At 34.2% G+C, this 15,155-nt stretch carries 15 protein-coding genes; 8 read left to right on the top strand and 7 right to left on the bottom strand.

Features of this window, described 5'->3' with window-relative positions; all coding sequences use genetic code 11:
* Positions 1–78 precede the first annotated feature (78 nt).
* The gene (locus tag BM289_RS11750; protein WP_091493504.1) at positions 79–2,133 is read left to right on the top strand and encodes a M3 family metallopeptidase; all 2,055 of its coding nucleotides are present in this window, start codon (positions 79–81) and stop codon (positions 2,131–2,133) included.
* A gap of 60 nt (positions 2,134–2,193) precedes the next feature.
* On the opposite strand, the gene tsf is transcribed toward BM289_RS11750, so the two are convergent.
* The 6 genes from tsf to BM289_RS11720 all read right to left on the bottom strand — a co-directional run bounded on the left by tsf (position 2,194) and on the right by BM289_RS11720 (position 6,860).
* Complete coding sequence (gene tsf, locus BM289_RS11745; protein WP_091493501.1) at positions 2,194–3,156, bottom strand: translation elongation factor Ts; 963 nt, start codon at positions 3,154–3,156, stop codon at positions 2,194–2,196.
* Positions 3,157–3,296: 140 nt separating this feature from the next.
* On the bottom strand, positions 3,297–4,064 hold the full coding sequence (gene rpsB / locus BM289_RS11740; RefSeq protein WP_091493499.1) for a 30S ribosomal protein S2: 768 nt from the start codon (positions 4,062–4,064) through the stop codon (positions 3,297–3,299).
* 176 nt (positions 4,065–4,240) lie between these two features.
* Positions 4,241–4,627, bottom strand: a complete 387-nt coding sequence (gene rpsI / locus BM289_RS11735) for a 30S ribosomal protein S9 (RefSeq protein ID WP_026728618.1) — start codon at positions 4,625–4,627, stop codon at positions 4,241–4,243.
* The gene (gene rplM, locus BM289_RS11730; RefSeq protein WP_091493496.1) at positions 4,627–5,082 is read right to left on the bottom strand and encodes a 50S ribosomal protein L13; all 456 of its coding nucleotides are present in this window, start codon (positions 5,080–5,082) and stop codon (positions 4,627–4,629) included. The genes rpsI and rplM overlap by 1 nt, the downstream gene beginning before the upstream one ends.
* Positions 5,083–5,275: 193 nt before the next feature.
* Complete coding sequence (locus tag BM289_RS11725; protein WP_091493495.1) at positions 5,276–6,088, bottom strand: ferritin-like domain-containing protein; 813 nt, start codon at positions 6,086–6,088, stop codon at positions 5,276–5,278.
* A 25-nt stretch (positions 6,089–6,113) separates the two neighbouring features.
* Complete coding sequence (locus tag BM289_RS11720) at positions 6,114–6,860, bottom strand: ferritin-like domain-containing protein (protein WP_091493494.1); 747 nt, start codon at positions 6,858–6,860, stop codon at positions 6,114–6,116.
* Positions 6,861–7,070: 210 nt separating this feature from the next.
* Here BM289_RS11720 and BM289_RS11715 point away from each other — a divergent pair, with 210 nt between their 5' ends.
* Entirely contained in the window at positions 7,071–8,096 is a 1,026-nt protein-coding gene (locus BM289_RS11715) for a LacI family DNA-binding transcriptional regulator (RefSeq protein WP_091493493.1), read from the top strand.
* A 127-nt stretch (positions 8,097–8,223) separates the two neighbouring features.
* Positions 8,224–8,745: a CatB-related O-acetyltransferase gene (locus BM289_RS11710; RefSeq protein WP_091493492.1), complete on the top strand. Its 522-nt coding sequence runs from the start codon at positions 8,224–8,226 to the stop codon at positions 8,743–8,745.
* 237 nt (positions 8,746–8,982) lie between these two features.
* On the opposite strand, the gene polA is transcribed toward BM289_RS11710, so the two are convergent.
* The gene (gene polA, locus BM289_RS11705; RefSeq protein WP_091493490.1) at positions 8,983–11,820 is read right to left on the bottom strand and encodes a DNA polymerase I; all 2,838 of its coding nucleotides are present in this window, start codon (positions 11,818–11,820) and stop codon (positions 8,983–8,985) included.
* A gap of 293 nt (positions 11,821–12,113) precedes the next feature.
* Here polA and BM289_RS11700 point away from each other — a divergent pair, with 293 nt between their 5' ends.
* The 5 genes from BM289_RS11700 (at position 12,114) to BM289_RS11680 (ending at position 15,059) form a co-directional block, all read left to right on the top strand.
* Positions 12,114–12,332 carry a hypothetical protein gene (locus BM289_RS11700; protein ID WP_091493487.1) on the top strand — a complete coding sequence of 73 codons (219 nt, stop codon included), beginning with the start codon at positions 12,114–12,116 and terminating at the stop codon, positions 12,330–12,332.
* 52 nt (positions 12,333–12,384) lie between these two features.
* Positions 12,385–12,567: a hypothetical protein gene (locus BM289_RS11695; protein ID WP_091493484.1), complete on the top strand. Its 183-nt coding sequence runs from the start codon at positions 12,385–12,387 to the stop codon at positions 12,565–12,567.
* 179 nt (positions 12,568–12,746) lie between these two features.
* A complete protein-coding gene (locus BM289_RS11690; RefSeq protein ID WP_091493482.1) occupies positions 12,747–13,421 on the top strand; it encodes a response regulator transcription factor in 675 nt (224 codons plus the stop codon).
* Positions 13,422–13,430: 9 nt separating this feature from the next.
* Positions 13,431–14,759: a sensor histidine kinase gene (locus tag BM289_RS11685; RefSeq protein WP_244165365.1), complete on the top strand. Its 1,329-nt coding sequence runs from the start codon at positions 13,431–13,433 to the stop codon at positions 14,757–14,759.
* Between the two features lie 105 nt (positions 14,760–14,864).
* Entirely contained in the window at positions 14,865–15,059 is a 195-nt protein-coding gene (locus tag BM289_RS11680) for a hypothetical protein (RefSeq protein WP_091493477.1), read from the top strand.
* Positions 15,060–15,155 lie beyond the last annotated feature (96 nt).

Below are 15,155 nucleotides of genomic sequence, written 5' to 3'. Positions count from 1 at the left end.
TGATTGGTTACTTTTGAGATTCTGACACTTGTTATTTAGAGAAAAGTGTTTAGAAGAATTTTATAAAATGATTTGATTATGGAAATAGAAACTAATCCGTTACTTCAGGAATGGTCAGGGCCTTATGGAGGCGTGCCGGATTTTACAAAATATAAAATAGCTGATTTTAAACCAGCCATTGAGTTTGCTATTCAGGAAAAATTGGAAGAAATTGATTCCATTGCAAACAATTTAGAAAAACCGACTTTTGATAATACTATTAAAGCTTTAGAACTTTCAGGCGAAAAACTAGATAGAATTCATGCAGTTTACGGAATTTACAGATCAAATTTAAGCAGTCCTGATTTTAATGTGGTAGATACAGAAATGTCTCCAAAATTGGCTGAAATTAGTGATAAACTCTATCAAAACGAGAAATTGTTTTTAAGAATAGAACAATTATATAAATCCGAAGAAAGTAAAAAGCTGACCGCTGAACAACAGCGTTTGCTTTGGTTGTATTATACTGATTTTGTTAGGGAAGGAGCAGAGTTGAATAAAGAAGACAAAGAGAAGGTTGCCAATATTAATCAGGAACTAGCTGGACTTTTTACGCTTTTTAGCCAAAAATTACTGGCAGAAGAAAATGATCAGTATTTGGAACTGCATTCAGAAATTGATTTGGAAGGACTTCCTGAAGAATTTAAAAATGCAGCAATTGCCGAAGCAAAGGAAAGAAAATTGAATGTTTTGGCGTGTATTGGAAACACTAGATCTTCCATTGAACCTTTTTTGACTTTTTCTAACCAAAGAGATTTAAGAGAAAAAGCGTTTGACATTTTTGTGAAAAGAGGCGATAATGATAATTCAAATAATACAAATGCGACGCTTGTCTCAATATTAGAATTAAGAGCTAAAAAAGCAAAAATACTTGGATTTAATAATTTTGCTGAGTGGAGTTTGTCTAATAAAATGGCAAAAGATCCTCAAAAAACATTGGATTTAATGCATTCGGTATGGAAACCGGCTGTTGAAAAAGTAAAAAACGATGTTTCGGCTATGCAGGAATTGGTGGATAAAGAAGGTGGAAATTTTAAGATTCAGCCTTGGGATTATCGCTATTATGCTGAGAAAGTCCGTAAAGCAAAATATGATTTAGATCAGAACGAAATTAAGCAATATCTACAATTAGAGAATTTGCGTGAAGGAATGTTTTGGGCAGCAGGAGAGTTGTTTGATCTCGGGTTTAAACAATTATTTGATGTTCCGGTTTATCATTCGGATGTTCGGGTTTGGGAGGTCAATCATAAGAATACTGGAGAAGTAATTGGGCTTTGGTATTTTGATCCTTATGCGCGCGTAGGCAAACGCTCGGGAGCTTGGATGAATTCGCATAGAGATCAGCAGAAGATTAAAGGAAATGTACTTCCGATAGTTTCAAACAATTGTAATTTTATAAAAGGAAATGCCAGCGATCCTGTTTTAATTTCCTGGGATGATGCTACGACATTATTTCATGAATTTGGCCACGCTTTGCATGGTTTATGTTCGAATGTGACGTATCCGAGTTTGTCGGGAACTTCTGTAGCGAGAGATTATGTGGAGTTTCCTTCACAGTTGTTGGAACATTGGCTGGCAACTCCGGAAGTACTGAACAAGTTTGCACTTCATTATAAAACAAATGAGCCATTATCTCAGTCTTTAGTAGATAGAATTGGTCAGGCCGCTAATTTTAATGAAGGTTTTGCAACGGTCGAAACGATTTCAAGTTCTTTTGTAGATATGAAGTTGCATTTGACTACAGAAAAAGTAAATCCGCATCAATTTGAAAAGCAGATTTTGGATGAAATTAATATGCCGTCTGAAATTGTGATGCGACACAGAATTCCACAATTTGCCCACATTTTTTCAAGTGACGGATATGCGGCAGGATACTACAGTTATTTATGGGCAGATGTTATCAATGCCGATGCATATGAGGCGTTTTTAGAAGGAAACGGACCTTTTGACAAAGAGGTTTCCAAACGCCTTTACAATGTTGTTTTAAGTGCAGGAAATACGGTTGATAATGAAACTATGTATGAAAATTTTAGAGGGCATGCGCCAAAATCGGATGCATTGATGCGTGCGAGAAATTTTCCGGTTGAAAATTAATCAATATAAAAAAGCCCAAATAACTAAATATTCGGGCTTTTTAAATATTGAAATAATATATTAACCTAAAGTAACTCTTTTGAAACCTGTAATTTCAACGTTGAATCCTTTAACGTAATCACCAACTTTTTTACTGTCATCTTTGATGAAGTTTTGATCTAAAAGAGCTTTCTCTTGATCTAAAGTAGTGTTGTCAGAAATGAAACGTTGCACTTTTCCTGGAAGGATTTTGTCCCAGATTTGCTCTGGTTTACCTTCAGCTTTTAATTCAGCTTTAGCATCTTCTTCAGCTTGTTTGATAACTTCAGGAGTTAATTGAGAGAAAGAGATATATTTAGGAACATTTTTTAAAGTTTTTCCTAAACGTTTTGCTTCTTCATTGTCTTTTTCGATTACAGCAATACGAGCAGCAAGTTCAGATTCAACGAAAGCAGGATCAAAATCTTTGTAAGATAATGTGTCAGCTCCCATAGAAGCAACTTGCATAGAGATGTCTTTTGTTAAAGCTTCAGCGTTAGCAACTGGAGCAGAAATTGCAGTTAAAGCAGCAATTTTATTAACGTGAACATAAGATCCAACGTAAGCACCTTCTAAAATTTCGAAACCACCGATTTCGATTTTCTCACCGATAACTCCAGTTTGCTCGATTAATTTCTCAGCAACTGTAATTCCGTTGAAATCAGAAGCTAATAATTCTTCTTTTGTAGAGAAATTGATAGCTCTTTCTACTAAATCTTTAGCTAAAGCAACGAAAGCTTCGTTTTTACCTACGAAGTCAGTTTCACAGTTTAAAGTGATAATAGCTCCTTTAGTGTTGTCAGCATTGATAAAAGAAACAGCAGCTCCTTCAGCAGACTCACGGTCAGAACGGTTAGCAGCAACTTTTTGTCCTTTTTCTCTAAGGATTTGTATCGCTTTGTCGAAATCTCCTTCAGCTTCAACTAGAGCTTTTTTACAGTCCATCATTCCGGCACCTGTAGATTGTCTTAATTTATTTACGTCTGCAGCAGTAATTGTTGCCATAATATTTTAAGTTTTAATGTGTTTAAAAGTAAAAAATTCCAGCTTTTAAATCCCAAACTCCAATTTTAATAAATTATCAACATAACGTTTTTAATTCTGGTTGGATTTTGGAATTTAAAATTTGGAATTTAAAATTTGATTTATTCTTCAGTTGCAGGAGCTTCAGCTTCAGCTTCAACAGCAGGAGCTTCTTCAGCAGCTTCAACTTCTTTTTCAGCACCTCTGTCAGAAAGACCTTCGATTACTGCAGTAGTCACTAAAGATAAAATTTTGTCAATTGATTTAGAAGCGTCATCATTTGCAGGAATCACGTAATCAACCTCTCTTGGGTCAGAATTCGTATCAACCATTGCGAAAACTGGAATGTTTAATTTTTGAGCTTCTTTTATTGCGATGTGTTCAGCTTTGATATCTACTACGAACAATGCTGCAGGTAGTCTAGACATATCAGCAATTGAACCTAAGTTTTTCTCTAATTTAGCACGTAGACGATCAACTTGTAAACGCTCTTTTTTAGATAAAGTGTTGAAAGTACCATCTTTCTTCATTTTATCGATAGAAGACATTTTTTTAACTGCCTTTCTGATAGTTACGAAGTTAGTCAACATACCACCTGGCCATCTTTCAGTGATGTAAGGCATGTTTGCAGCTTTTGCTTTATCAGCAACGATGTCTTTTGCTTGTTTTTTGGTAGCTACGAATAAGATTTTTCTACCTGATGCAGCGATTTTTTTCAAAGCTTCATTAGCTTCTTCAATTTTAGCTGCAGTTTTATATAGGTTAATGATATGAATACCATTACGCTCCATATAAATGTAAGGAGCCATGTTTGGATCCCATTTTCTAGTCATGTGTCCGAAGTGAACACCTGCTTCTAGTAATTCTTTTACTTCTATTTTGTTTGCCATTTTTGTACTAGTTTACGTTCTGTTGATTAGCAATGTGTGAATGGCGATTTCTCTGGCTTCATACATTTAGATGCTAAACTATATCCTACCTCGATAGGAGAGCAACAATAACTGTGTTTTTTAATTTCAATAAATAATTGATAATGTCTTGTCCGATCTGAACAAGACAGGTAATATTAACGTTTAGAGAATTGGAATCTCTTACGAGCTTTCTTCTGACCGAATTTCTTACGTTCAACCATTCTAGGGTCTCTTGTTAATAAACCTTCTGGTTTAAGGATAGCTCTGTTTTCAGCGTTAACTTCACACATTACGCGTGCTAATGCCATTCTTACAGCTTCTGCTTGACCAGTTGTACCACCTCCGTAAACGTTTACTTTTACGTCAAAGTTACCAGCGTTTTCTGTCATAGAAAGCGGTTGTAAAACTTTGTACTGTAAAGTTGCAGTTGGAAAGTAAGTTGCGAATTCTTTTTTGTTTACAGTGATGTTTCCAGTTCCTTCAGAAACGTATACACGTGCAACAGCGGTTTTTCTTCTACCGATTTTGTGAATAACTCCCATTACTTAAGATCATTTAGGTTAACAGTTCTAGGTTTTTGAGCTCCGTGTTTGTGCTCAGCTCCTACAACAACATTTAGATTTCTAAAAAGTTCTGCTCCTAATTTGTTTTTAGGTAACATACCTTTTACAGCTTTTTCTACTAATAATGCAGGGTTTTTAGCTTGCAATACTTTAGCAGTTAAAGTTCTTTGTCCTCCTGGGTAACCTGTATGACGCATGTAAATTTTGTCATTCAATTTTGTACCTGTAAGGTTAATTTTCTCTGAGTTGATAACAATTACGTTATCTCCACAGTCAACGTGCGGTGTGTAACTTGGTTTGTACTTACCTCTTAAGATCATTGCAACCTTTGAAGCAAGACGTCCTAAGTTATGACCTTCAGCGTCAACAACAATCCACTCTTTAGTTACAGTGGCTTTACTTGCTGAAACTGTTTTGTAGCTTAATGCGTCCATAATATTATTTTAATTAAACATTCCATCCCCAATAAAGGGGATGCAAAAGTACAATTAATTATTTTAAAACCAAATACCTGAAAGAATATTTTATCTGCTGAAAATCAGGCCTTCAGTTTTTGGATTAATTAGGGAATAAAAAAACCGTCTCTACAATAAAGTAAAGACGGTTAAATATTTAGAAAAATAATTATTATACAATAAATATATTGGCAATATCGACTACTTGTTGCGTTGTAAGTGGTTCATCATAAGCTTCTGAACCTGCTGCAGCGCCAAAAGCGGTGGCTGTGTTGAATCCTGCTTGCATTGTTACACCTTCACCATCATACACTGCTTGGGTTGCGGCTGGCATTCCCGCTCCTCTTTCAGCATTGGAAATCCATCCTTTTAAACCTCGAAGTCTTCTTACTTCAGAAGCGTGGCGAGCTTCAACGGAATGAATTTGTAATGCAGCAGTTAATAAATCGGGTGTAGTAATGAGATTTGCAGCTTGTCCTTTATAGGCTCTTACGCCTGTGTCTTCAAAAGCTTGAGCCAAAGCTAAAAATGTTGGGTAATCGTGAAAAGGATCAAAAGCGCCTCCAACCGTAAAATCAAAAGTAGGTTTTGCAACAAAATTAGCACTTGCAGTTCCGCCTAATCCTGCAATCAGGAATTTTACGTGATCAGATTCATGTGCAGCAATTTGTTGAAATACTTTTAAATCACGTCCGCCGTTTTCAGAGGCTGGAATGACACCAGAATCTAATGCCATCGCATAAAATTCATTTTCAAGATATTCTAAAGTCAGTGCAAATTGCAAAGCTCCAATTGGAGTAGCAGGTGTTGCTGTAATGTCTTTTGCGAATGCTTTATTGGCTAGAGCCGATAACCCAAAAGGAATTGATGCTAAGGCTAAATTTTTCCCAATGTTCCCAAACTGAGAAAAGCTGTCTCTTCGTGAACCAGTACTGTTCATTAAATTGTCATCAGTAAAAGATTCTATAAATTTTAAAATGTTCATAATTTCTAAGTTTTAGCGGTTAGGATTAAGGCAGATATTTAGCTGTAAATTTTGTGGTAATAAAATTCGCGGCAATTGGCAGGATTTTAGAGGGATCTTTGGCATCATCTAAACCTGTTGACATATTTACGATATCATCTCCGGCAAAATCTTTAGAATTTGGATTAATCAAACTTCTTATTGCTGAAGCATGTCTGGCTTCAACAGAAACAATTTTTCCTGCTAATAATAAATAGTCTGCAGTTTTAATTAGTTTACCTGCGCCGTTATAAGCAGCAACTCCTGTATCTTCCAATGCTTTTGCTGTAGCTAAAACTTCTGTGCGGCTATTGAAGTTTAAAGAGCCATAGTTAAATGCGAGGGAAGGAAGCAATTGCGAGCTAGGATCAGGAAGTGCTCCAGTTAAAGCTGCTTTAAAGAAGTCTCTGTGAACCACTTCATGATGGTACAAGTCTGTCAATACCTGACGTTCAACTGTGCTGAATACACTATTGAAACTACTTGCATTGACAACTTTAGTATAAAAATCGGCTTCTAATTGTTCTAGGGCGTATGCGTAGGTAAGAACGCCAAAATCTCCAGAACCTAAATCGAAGACACCATTTCGTATTCCTGGCAGAGAAGTGTCTTCCATATTATTGTCATCATCATTGTCGCTGCATCCAGCTAGAACCAAACCGGTGGTTACTAATGTTAAGCCGCTAAGCTTAAGAAAGCTCCTTCTGCTATTCAGTGAAGGGTCAACTTCATGAATTTTAACTTCGTTTTTCATAATCAAGTTTTTTTATTAGGTTAACAACATTGGTTTTTAGTTCATAGGTATTTAGTTATTAACGAAATTTTAGGATATACGGTTTCAGAAAAATCATTCTTTTTTAAAATTATTTCGAATAGAGGAGGTAATTTGAAATACTGCTGGTTGTTTTTTGTTTTATTTTCGGTAATTCTACTATATTTGTATTAATTACTTAAACTTTTATGGATGAAAGCTAAAGCAACTCTAAAACAAATTGCGAAAGAACTTGGTGTTTCTGTTTCGACTGTATCTAAAGCGTTGAATGACAGTCCGGAAATTAGCGAACAAACGAAGGTGAAGATTAAAGAGTATGCCAAACTCAAAAATTATAAGCCAAATGTTATTGGTCTGAATTTAAAGAATCGTAAAACCAAAACGATTGGAGTAATTATACCTAATATATTAAACTCTTTCTTTGCGAAAGTTTTTAGCGGTATCGAAAAAGTTGCCGATAAAAAGGGATATAATGTTATTACCTGTATTTCTAATGAATCTCTGGAAAAAGAAGTTCACACATTAGAAATGCTGAGCAATGGAACCATAGACGGATTTATTTTGTCGGTTTCGCAAGAAGCTCAAAAACTTCAAGACTACAATCACTTTTCTGAAATTATAAATGACGGAACGCCAATCGTAATGTTTGACCGTATTGCTGATGAAGTAGATTGTGATAAAGTAGTAGTAGACGATTATGATTCGGCTATCAACTCAACACAGCATTTAATTAATTTAGGTTGTAAAAATATTGCTCTGATCTCTTCTGTAGATAATATTAGTGTTGGTAAACTAAGAACAGAAGGATATCTAAAAGCTTTGAAAGACAATAATATTCCAATAAACGAAAAAATCATTCTTCGTACTGATTCTGAAGAAGATATGAAAGCTAAAATCGAAGGTATTTTCGATCATAAAATTGACGGAATCTTTGCTTTGGACGAAAATGATTCAGTTGCGGCATTAAGAGTAAGTTTGAAAAAGGGATACAGAGTTCCAGAAGATATTTCGATTATTGGTTTTGCCGATGGAATCTTAGCTTCAAGACGTTTATCACCAAGTTTGACAACTGTAAGTCAGCACGGAGTTGAAATTGGAGAAGTAGCGGCTAAAAGATTAATCGAAAGATTAGAAGAGCCGGAAGGAACGGTTTCAGAATATGAAACTATCGTAATTAAAACAAAATTGAAAGAACGGGAATCTACTAGAAAAGTTTAGATAATAAGAAAAACCATCAGTTTACTCTGATGGTTTTTTTATAGGTAATAATGAATATTTTTTTTTAGTTTTAATTTTTATAGGTTTTTTCTTTGTAATTTTACGGTTCTAATTTTTTCTTTTTTAAATGTTAAAGGTAGGTAAATATACATATGGGCTTGAAAACATCTCATTATTTTGGGGTGCTTGGGACGATGTTACCATTGGTTCGTTTTGTTCAATAGCAATTGGGTTGAAATTGTTTCTTGGTGGGAATCATCGAGCTGACTGGATTACAACTTATCCTTTTGGACATATTCATCAAGATGTCTTTGATAAATTTTTGGGAAATGGTCATCCTGCCACTAATGGTGGAATAACAATTGGAAATGACGTCTGGATAAGCTCAAATGTAACAATTATGAGTGGTGTTACCATTGGGGATGGAGCTATTATCGCTGCAAATAGCCATGTTGTAAAAAATGTCGAACCTTATTCTATAGTGGGGGGAAATCCTGCAAAATTTATCAAATACAGATTTTCTAAAGAACAAATAGATGAACTATTAAAGATAAAATGGTGGGAATGGGATGATGAAAAAATAAATCAGGAATGTAGCATGCTGTGTAATGAAAATTTAGGTTCTTTCATAAGAAAGCATGCTCTTTAGTTAAAAATAGCTTTGATTTAGATTTATAAGGAATTTAAGAGTCTTGTCGTTTTTTAATTTCTTAGATAGATTTTTGAATGAGCGATTTGTTTTTGTTAAATAGGAAGTAAAGGTTGTTATTTTTCCGCATATTTTCAAGATGAGAGCTGAAAAAATATTATCATCACATTTATTCTCAATAAAAAAGCCATTCAATTTGATGAATGGCTTATTAGGGTATAAAAAAATAGTTTGTTTTTAATGCGCTTCTAACCAGTCTTTCCCCATTCCAAGTTCAACTTCTAAAGGAACAGACATTTTAAAAGCATTTTCCATTTCGTGTTTGATCATTGGCTGGATTTTTTCGAGTTCATCGTTGTGAACATCGAACACAAGCTCATCATGTACTTGAAGCAACATTTTAGATTTCCAGTTTTCGTCACGAAGTTTTTTGTGGATATTAATCATAGCGATTTTAATCACATCGGCGGCGCTTCCCTGAATTGGTGCATTAACGGCATTTCGTTCAGCGGCACTTCTTACTACGGCATTCGCAGAATTAATGTCTTTTAAATAACGACGACGACCTAAAATAGTTTGTACATAACCTTTTTCACGGGCAAATTCAACTTGTTCAGAGATATAAGATTTCAATCTTGGATAAGTTTTGTAATAAGCATCAATCAAAGCGGCACTTTCGCTTCTGGATAATGAAGTCTGATTGCTTAATCCAAAAGCAGAAACACCGTAGATGATTCCGAAGTTTACCGTTTTAGCGTTGCTTCTTTGTTCACGTGATACTTCGTCCAAGGCAACATTGAATACCTTTGCGGCAGTTGCTTTATGAATGTCTTCACCGTCTTGAAAAGCTTTTATCATATTTTCTTCACCACTCAAAGCGGCAATAATTCGCAATTCAATCTGCGAGTAATCGGCAGAGATTAAAGTGTAATTTTCATCACGGGCCACGAATGCTTTACGAATCTGACGACCTCTTTCAGTACGAATCGGAATATTCTGCAAGTTCGGATTATTCGAGCTCAAACGTCCTGTTGCGGCAACTGTCTGCATATAATCTGTATGAACGCGTTGCGTCTTTTTATCAACTTGTTCCGGTAAAGCTAAAATATAAGTACTTTGTAGTTTTACCATCTGACGCCAATCCAAAATTTGTTTTACGATTGGGTTATCGTTTGCTAAATAAGTTAGAACTTCTTCGCCTGTTGCGTATTGTCCTGTTTTGGTTTTCTTTTGTTTAGCACCACCAATTTTCATTTTGTCAAATAAAATATCTCCTAATTGTTTCGGAGAAGCCAGATTGAATTTTTCGCCAGCAGTTTCATAGATTTGTTCTTCAAGAGATTTGATTTCAACATCCATCTCTTTAGACATTTCTTTTAAGAAATCAACATCCAAACGAATTCCTTCGGTTTCCATGGCAGCCAAAACGCTTACTAGTGGAATTTCGATTTCGTCAAATAACTTTTTAGTCTCAGTTTTGTCTAATTCTGTTGTGAAAATTTCTTTTAATTGTAAAGTAATATCAGCATCTTCAGCAGCATATTCTTTAATGTCTTCTAAAGAAACATCACGCATCGAAATCTGATTTTTTCCTTTTTTGCCAATTAAGGTTTCAATAGATTTTGGAGAATATTTTAAATAGGTTTCTGCCAAAATATCCATATTATGACGCATGTCTGGGTTGATCAGATAATGTGCAATCATCGTGTCGAAAAGTTTTCCTTTTACAGTTACACCATAATTAGAAAGTATTTTTAAATCGTATTTTAAATTCTGACCGATTTTTTCAATGTTTTCATTTTCAAAAAACGGAACAAATTTCTCAATCAAAGCTTTTGCTTCTTCTTGATTTTCCGGAAATGGCACATAAAAAGCTTTTCCTTTTTCGTAAGAAAACGACATTCCAACCAATTCTGCATGTAAAGCATCAATCCCTGTGGTTTCGGTATCAAAACAAACTGAAGTCTGTTTTTCTAAATTCTGTAAAAGCAGTTTTACACCCAAATCACCTTGAACTGTCTGGTAAGAATGTGGGGTATCTTCTAAAGTGTTATAGAATGAAGTTCTTGGTGCATCTTCATTGTCTTCTGTTAAAGTGCTTCCAAAAAGATCAAATTGGTCTTCGTTTTTAGGCTGTGGTTTTTTGTATAATTTAGCGTCAGAAGCTGGAGCTGCGGTCTGAGTTCCATCTGTTTTAAACAAATTGTCAAACTGTTCTGCCATTCTTCTGAATTCTAATTCCTGAAAAATAGCATCTGTTTTTTCAATGTCTGGGCGAGAAAGTTCGTAATCTTCTTCGTTAAAAGTTACATCACAATCACACATTATCGCCGCCAGTTTTTTAGATAAAATACCTTTTTCTTTATTGGCCTCAATGTTTTCTTTCATTTTACCTTTCAGCTTATCTGTATTAGCCAAAAGATTTTCCATTGAACCAAATTCTTTAAGGAATTTTTTTGCAGTAACTTCACCAACACCAGGTAATCCTGGAATATTATCGACAGCATCACCCATCATTCCAAGAAAATCAATTACCTGCTCAGGTCGTTCCACTTCAAATTTTGCCAAAACCTCAGGAATTCCCCATATTTCGATTCCGTTACCCATACGGGCAGGTTTATACATAAAAATATTTTCAGAAACCAATTGCGCAAAATCTTTATCGGGAGTAACCATATAGACTTTATAGTTCTGTTTTTCGGCTTGTTTGGCAATTGTTCCAATTAAATCATCGGCTTCACAGCCTGCAAGTTCGATAATCGGAATATGCATGGCTCTTAATAATTCCTGAATATACGGAACGGCAATTTTAATTGCTTCAGGAGTTTCGTCTCGATTTGCTTTATAGTCAGAGTACATTTCTGTTCTAACGTGACTGCCTTCTTTATCGAAAGCAACAGCCAGATGATCTGGTTTTTCTCTTTTAATAACATCCAAAAGTGAGTTCATAAAACCCATAATTGCTGATGTATCCATCCCTTTTGAGTTGATTCTCGGGTTTTTAATAAAGGCATAATAACCACGAAAAATTAATGCATAAGCATCTAGAAGAAAAAGGCGTTTTTGAGTTGACATATTTAAAAATATTAGTCTGTAAAAATAAACAATTGAGGTTTGAAAAATAATCAAAAAAGAAAATTTTTGCCATATAAGTGATACAAGCTCATTTAGCAGAGATGCACAGTACTGTGTCTAATCTCATAATGTAATATTAAATGAACTTATATCATTTAATATGGTGAAAAAAACGAAAAGCGTTAATATCAAGTTAAAATTTTTTATTCGGATATTTCTTCATTTTTTCTTCATGTTGCAGAGGTAATTTTGAAATGTAAAATAAAAGGTATTTAATTTAAATCTTAGAAATCATGAGAAATTTATTGATGTTATTAGTAGCAGTTTTAGGAACAAGTGTTATGGTTCATGCTTTTCCCGCAAAAACAGGAAAAGAAACTCCTGCTAAAGAAGTAAAAGCAACAAAACGCTCAAAAAATAAAGCTGACAAAAAAGTAAAATCAGAAAAAAAGGAAGTTTTAAAAACAAAAAGTGAAGCTCCAAAAACAGAGACTGCTAAAGTAAAAAAATAAGCAGTAAACTACTTTAGAAATAAAAGGTTGTTAATTTAAAAATTTAGAAATCATGAAAAAATTAATGTTATTGGCTGTAGCAATTTTAGGTACAAGTGTAATGGTAAATGCTCAAACAACTCCGGCTCAGAATGCTCCGGCAAAAGAAGTAAAAGGAACAAAACATCATCATAAAGGAAATAAAAAAGCAAAAGCTGATGCTCCAAAAGAAGAATCTGCAAGCGCAAAAAAATAAAAATTGTTCAGGTTTTGTTTTCGAAGCATTGTAACGGAGACAAAACAGGAATAATGATTATTAATGCGATTGAGAAAAGCTGATGAAGAAATTTATCAGCTTTTTGCGTTAATGTTTTAAGAATGCAGACTTTTCTACTTTTTAAATGATTAATTTTAATTACGCTTAAGTATATTTTTATGAATATTTTGATTGTTGAAGATAATCGGGAACTTGCGGTAGAAGTTTATGATTTTTTGTGTAATGCAGGTTACATCTGTAAGATTACGCATACGTGTGCCGATGCTTTAGAGGAATTTGGAAGCAATGATTATGATGCCATGCTTTTGGACTTAGGGCTTCCGGACGGAGATGGTTTTGAGGTCTTGCAGACCGTTAGAAAAACAAAATCAAAAATGGCAGTTATTGTTTTAACAGCAAGAGGCGAACTAGATGACAGGATTAATGGTTTGCATTTAGGTGCCGATGATTATTTGACAAAACCTTTTGCGTTGACAGAACTCAGCGCAAGATTGTTTGCTGTGATTAGAAGAATTCACGGTTTTACTTTAAACAATCTTACTATCAATGGTTTTGTTTTGCAACTTCAGGATTATAAAGTGAGTTTTAATGATAATCCGATTAACTTGACGAAGAAAGAGTTTGATATTTTTCAATATCTAGTTTTGAATAAAAATCGAGTCATAACGCGTTTACAGCTTACAGAACATATTTGGGGAGATATTCTGGAAGTCAATTCTGATTCTAATTTTATTGACGTTCATGTTCGAAATCTCCGAAAAAAACTGGACAAACATGCGCCGATCGATTGGTTTGAAACGGTTCGAAATGTAGGTTATCGTATAAACGAATAAAGTATTCCTGTGAAAATAAAACATCAATTAGCCATTTTTAATGCACTGACAAGATTGTTGGTGATTTTAATTTTATGGCTGATGCTTCCTATTTTGGTGAAAAATGTGGTTTATCATCATATTAATAATAGTCTTCTGGAGAAAAAGAAGAAATTTATTGAACATTTAAATCCAGAAGAAATTAATGAGTTTCTGGAAAATCCAGATGACTCAACAGAGGCTTTCTCTGAGTTCTCTACACTTCACAGTGAATTTTTAGTGCTTTCGCGTGTTCCAATAAATCTACAGCAGAAGAAAACAACTTTTAGCAATGAAAATCGTGTAATTGAAGGTGAGGAAAATGAATATCGAATTCTACAGCATCATTTTACTTACGAAGGAGAAGATTATCAACTGGAAATTGGAAGCAGTTTGAGCGAAGTCAACGACTTAACTTTTGTGATTCGATTTTTTATATTGATTGTTTTTGTTGTCATTCTACTCATTACATTTTTGGCAGACACCTTTTATATAGAATATCTTCTTAAACCTTTCTATAAAATTATCGATACAAAAATTAGGCGTGTTAACGAACCAGAAACTTTTGATCATACGCCAATCAAAGCAGCTTCGAGAGATTTTAGAGAACTCGATTTTGTTTTAAATCAAATGATGGATCGTATTGTAGAAGTTTTTAAAAAAGAAAAACAGTTTATTTCTAATGTTTCACACGAATTGCTAACGCCAATTGCACTCCTTAAAAACAAGTTGGAAAATTTATTGCAGAACGAATCTTTAGATGATAACGCAGTCGATAAAATTGCAGGATCATTAAAGACATTGGATATGCTGAAAAAAATCATCAATAATTTATTGCTTATTTCTAGAATTGACAATAATCAATATGAAGCAAATGAAGAAATAAATCTTCGCGAAGTAGTTTTAGATGTACAGGAAGATCTTGAGGACCGTATCGAGGATAGAGAAATTCGGTTTGTGAATACAATGCAGGAGCACTTTATTTTTACAGGGAATAAAACTTTAATTCATATTCTGATTTATAATTTGGTAACCAATGCCATAAAATACAATAAACCCAATGGGGATATTATTATCGAAGATGGTTTTACGGAAGAACAATATTTTATTTCAGTAAAAGATTCTGGAATAGGAATGGATGAATCACAGCTCGAAAGAATATTCAGCCGATTTGCCCGAATCAGTTCAGATCAGGAAGGGCAGGGATTGGGACTTGCAATTGCTCAAAGTATTGCCTCATTTCATCATGTGCAAATTAAGGTTGAATCTGTTTTGAATGTTGGAACAACTTTTACTTTGTTGTTTGAAAAAGCTAATTAAAAGTTAAATTTATTTGTAAGGCTTTATCTTCATTTTGTCTTCATTTTACGATTCTATCTTTGACTTATAAATAATGAAACAATAATAATCATAAAATTTAAAGTCATGAAAAAATTAGCAATTTTAGCAGTAGCAGTTCTAGGAACATTTTCAATGGTAAACGCTCAAACAACTCCAGCAGCACCAGCTCAATCAAAAGAAGTAAAAGTCGCTAAACACGATAAAAAAGGAAATAAAAAAGCCAAAGGCGATAAAAAAGCAGAAGCAGCTGTGAAAACAGAAGCTCCAAAAGCAAAATAAAACAACATTAAGTTGTAGAATTAAATAGTTTTAAAAGGTTGGTAGGTTAAAGCTGAAAGAGTCCTCTTTCAGCTTTTTTTATATTTTACAGCGTTA

Source organism: Flavobacterium phragmitis (assembly GCF_900112575.1).
GTDB classification, from domain to species: domain Bacteria; phylum Bacteroidota; class Bacteroidia; order Flavobacteriales; family Flavobacteriaceae; genus Flavobacterium; species Flavobacterium phragmitis.
Note: the sequence above shows the minus strand (reverse complement) of the source record. Positions and strands in the feature narration are given on the sequence as shown.

Coding starts and splice junctions, on each gene's coding strand:
- BM289_RS11750 (WP_091493504.1), top strand. CDS start 79: ATGGAAATAGAAACTAATCCGTTACTTCAGGAATGGTCAGGGCCTTAT.
- tsf (WP_091493501.1), bottom strand. CDS start 3,156: ATGGCAACAATTACTGCTGCAGACGTAAATAAATTAAGACAATCTACA.
- rpsB (WP_091493499.1), bottom strand. CDS start 4,064: ATGGCAAACAAAATAGAAGTAAAAGAATTACTAGAAGCAGGTGTTCAC.
- rpsI (WP_026728618.1), bottom strand. CDS start 4,627: ATGGGAGTTATTCACAAAATCGGTAGAAGAAAAACCGCTGTTGCACGT.
- rplM (WP_091493496.1), bottom strand. CDS start 5,082: ATGGACGCATTAAGCTACAAAACAGTTTCAGCAAGTAAAGCCACTGTA.
- BM289_RS11725 (WP_091493495.1), bottom strand. CDS start 6,088: ATGAACATTTTAAAATTTATAGAATCTTTTACTGATGACAATTTAATG.
- BM289_RS11720 (WP_091493494.1), bottom strand. CDS start 6,860: ATGAAAAACGAAGTTAAAATTCATGAAGTTGACCCTTCACTGAATAGC.
- BM289_RS11715 (WP_091493493.1), top strand. CDS start 7,071: ATGAAAGCTAAAGCAACTCTAAAACAAATTGCGAAAGAACTTGGTGTT.
- BM289_RS11710 (WP_091493492.1), top strand. CDS start 8,224: ATGTTAAAGGTAGGTAAATATACATATGGGCTTGAAAACATCTCATTA.
- polA (WP_091493490.1), bottom strand. CDS start 11,820: ATGTCAACTCAAAAACGCCTTTTTCTTCTAGATGCTTATGCATTAATT.
- BM289_RS11700 (WP_091493487.1), top strand. CDS start 12,114: ATGAGAAATTTATTGATGTTATTAGTAGCAGTTTTAGGAACAAGTGTT.
- BM289_RS11695 (WP_091493484.1), top strand. CDS start 12,385: ATGAAAAAATTAATGTTATTGGCTGTAGCAATTTTAGGTACAAGTGTA.
- BM289_RS11690 (WP_091493482.1), top strand. CDS start 12,747: ATGAATATTTTGATTGTTGAAGATAATCGGGAACTTGCGGTAGAAGTT.
- BM289_RS11680 (WP_091493477.1), top strand. CDS start 14,865: ATGAAAAAATTAGCAATTTTAGCAGTAGCAGTTCTAGGAACATTTTCA.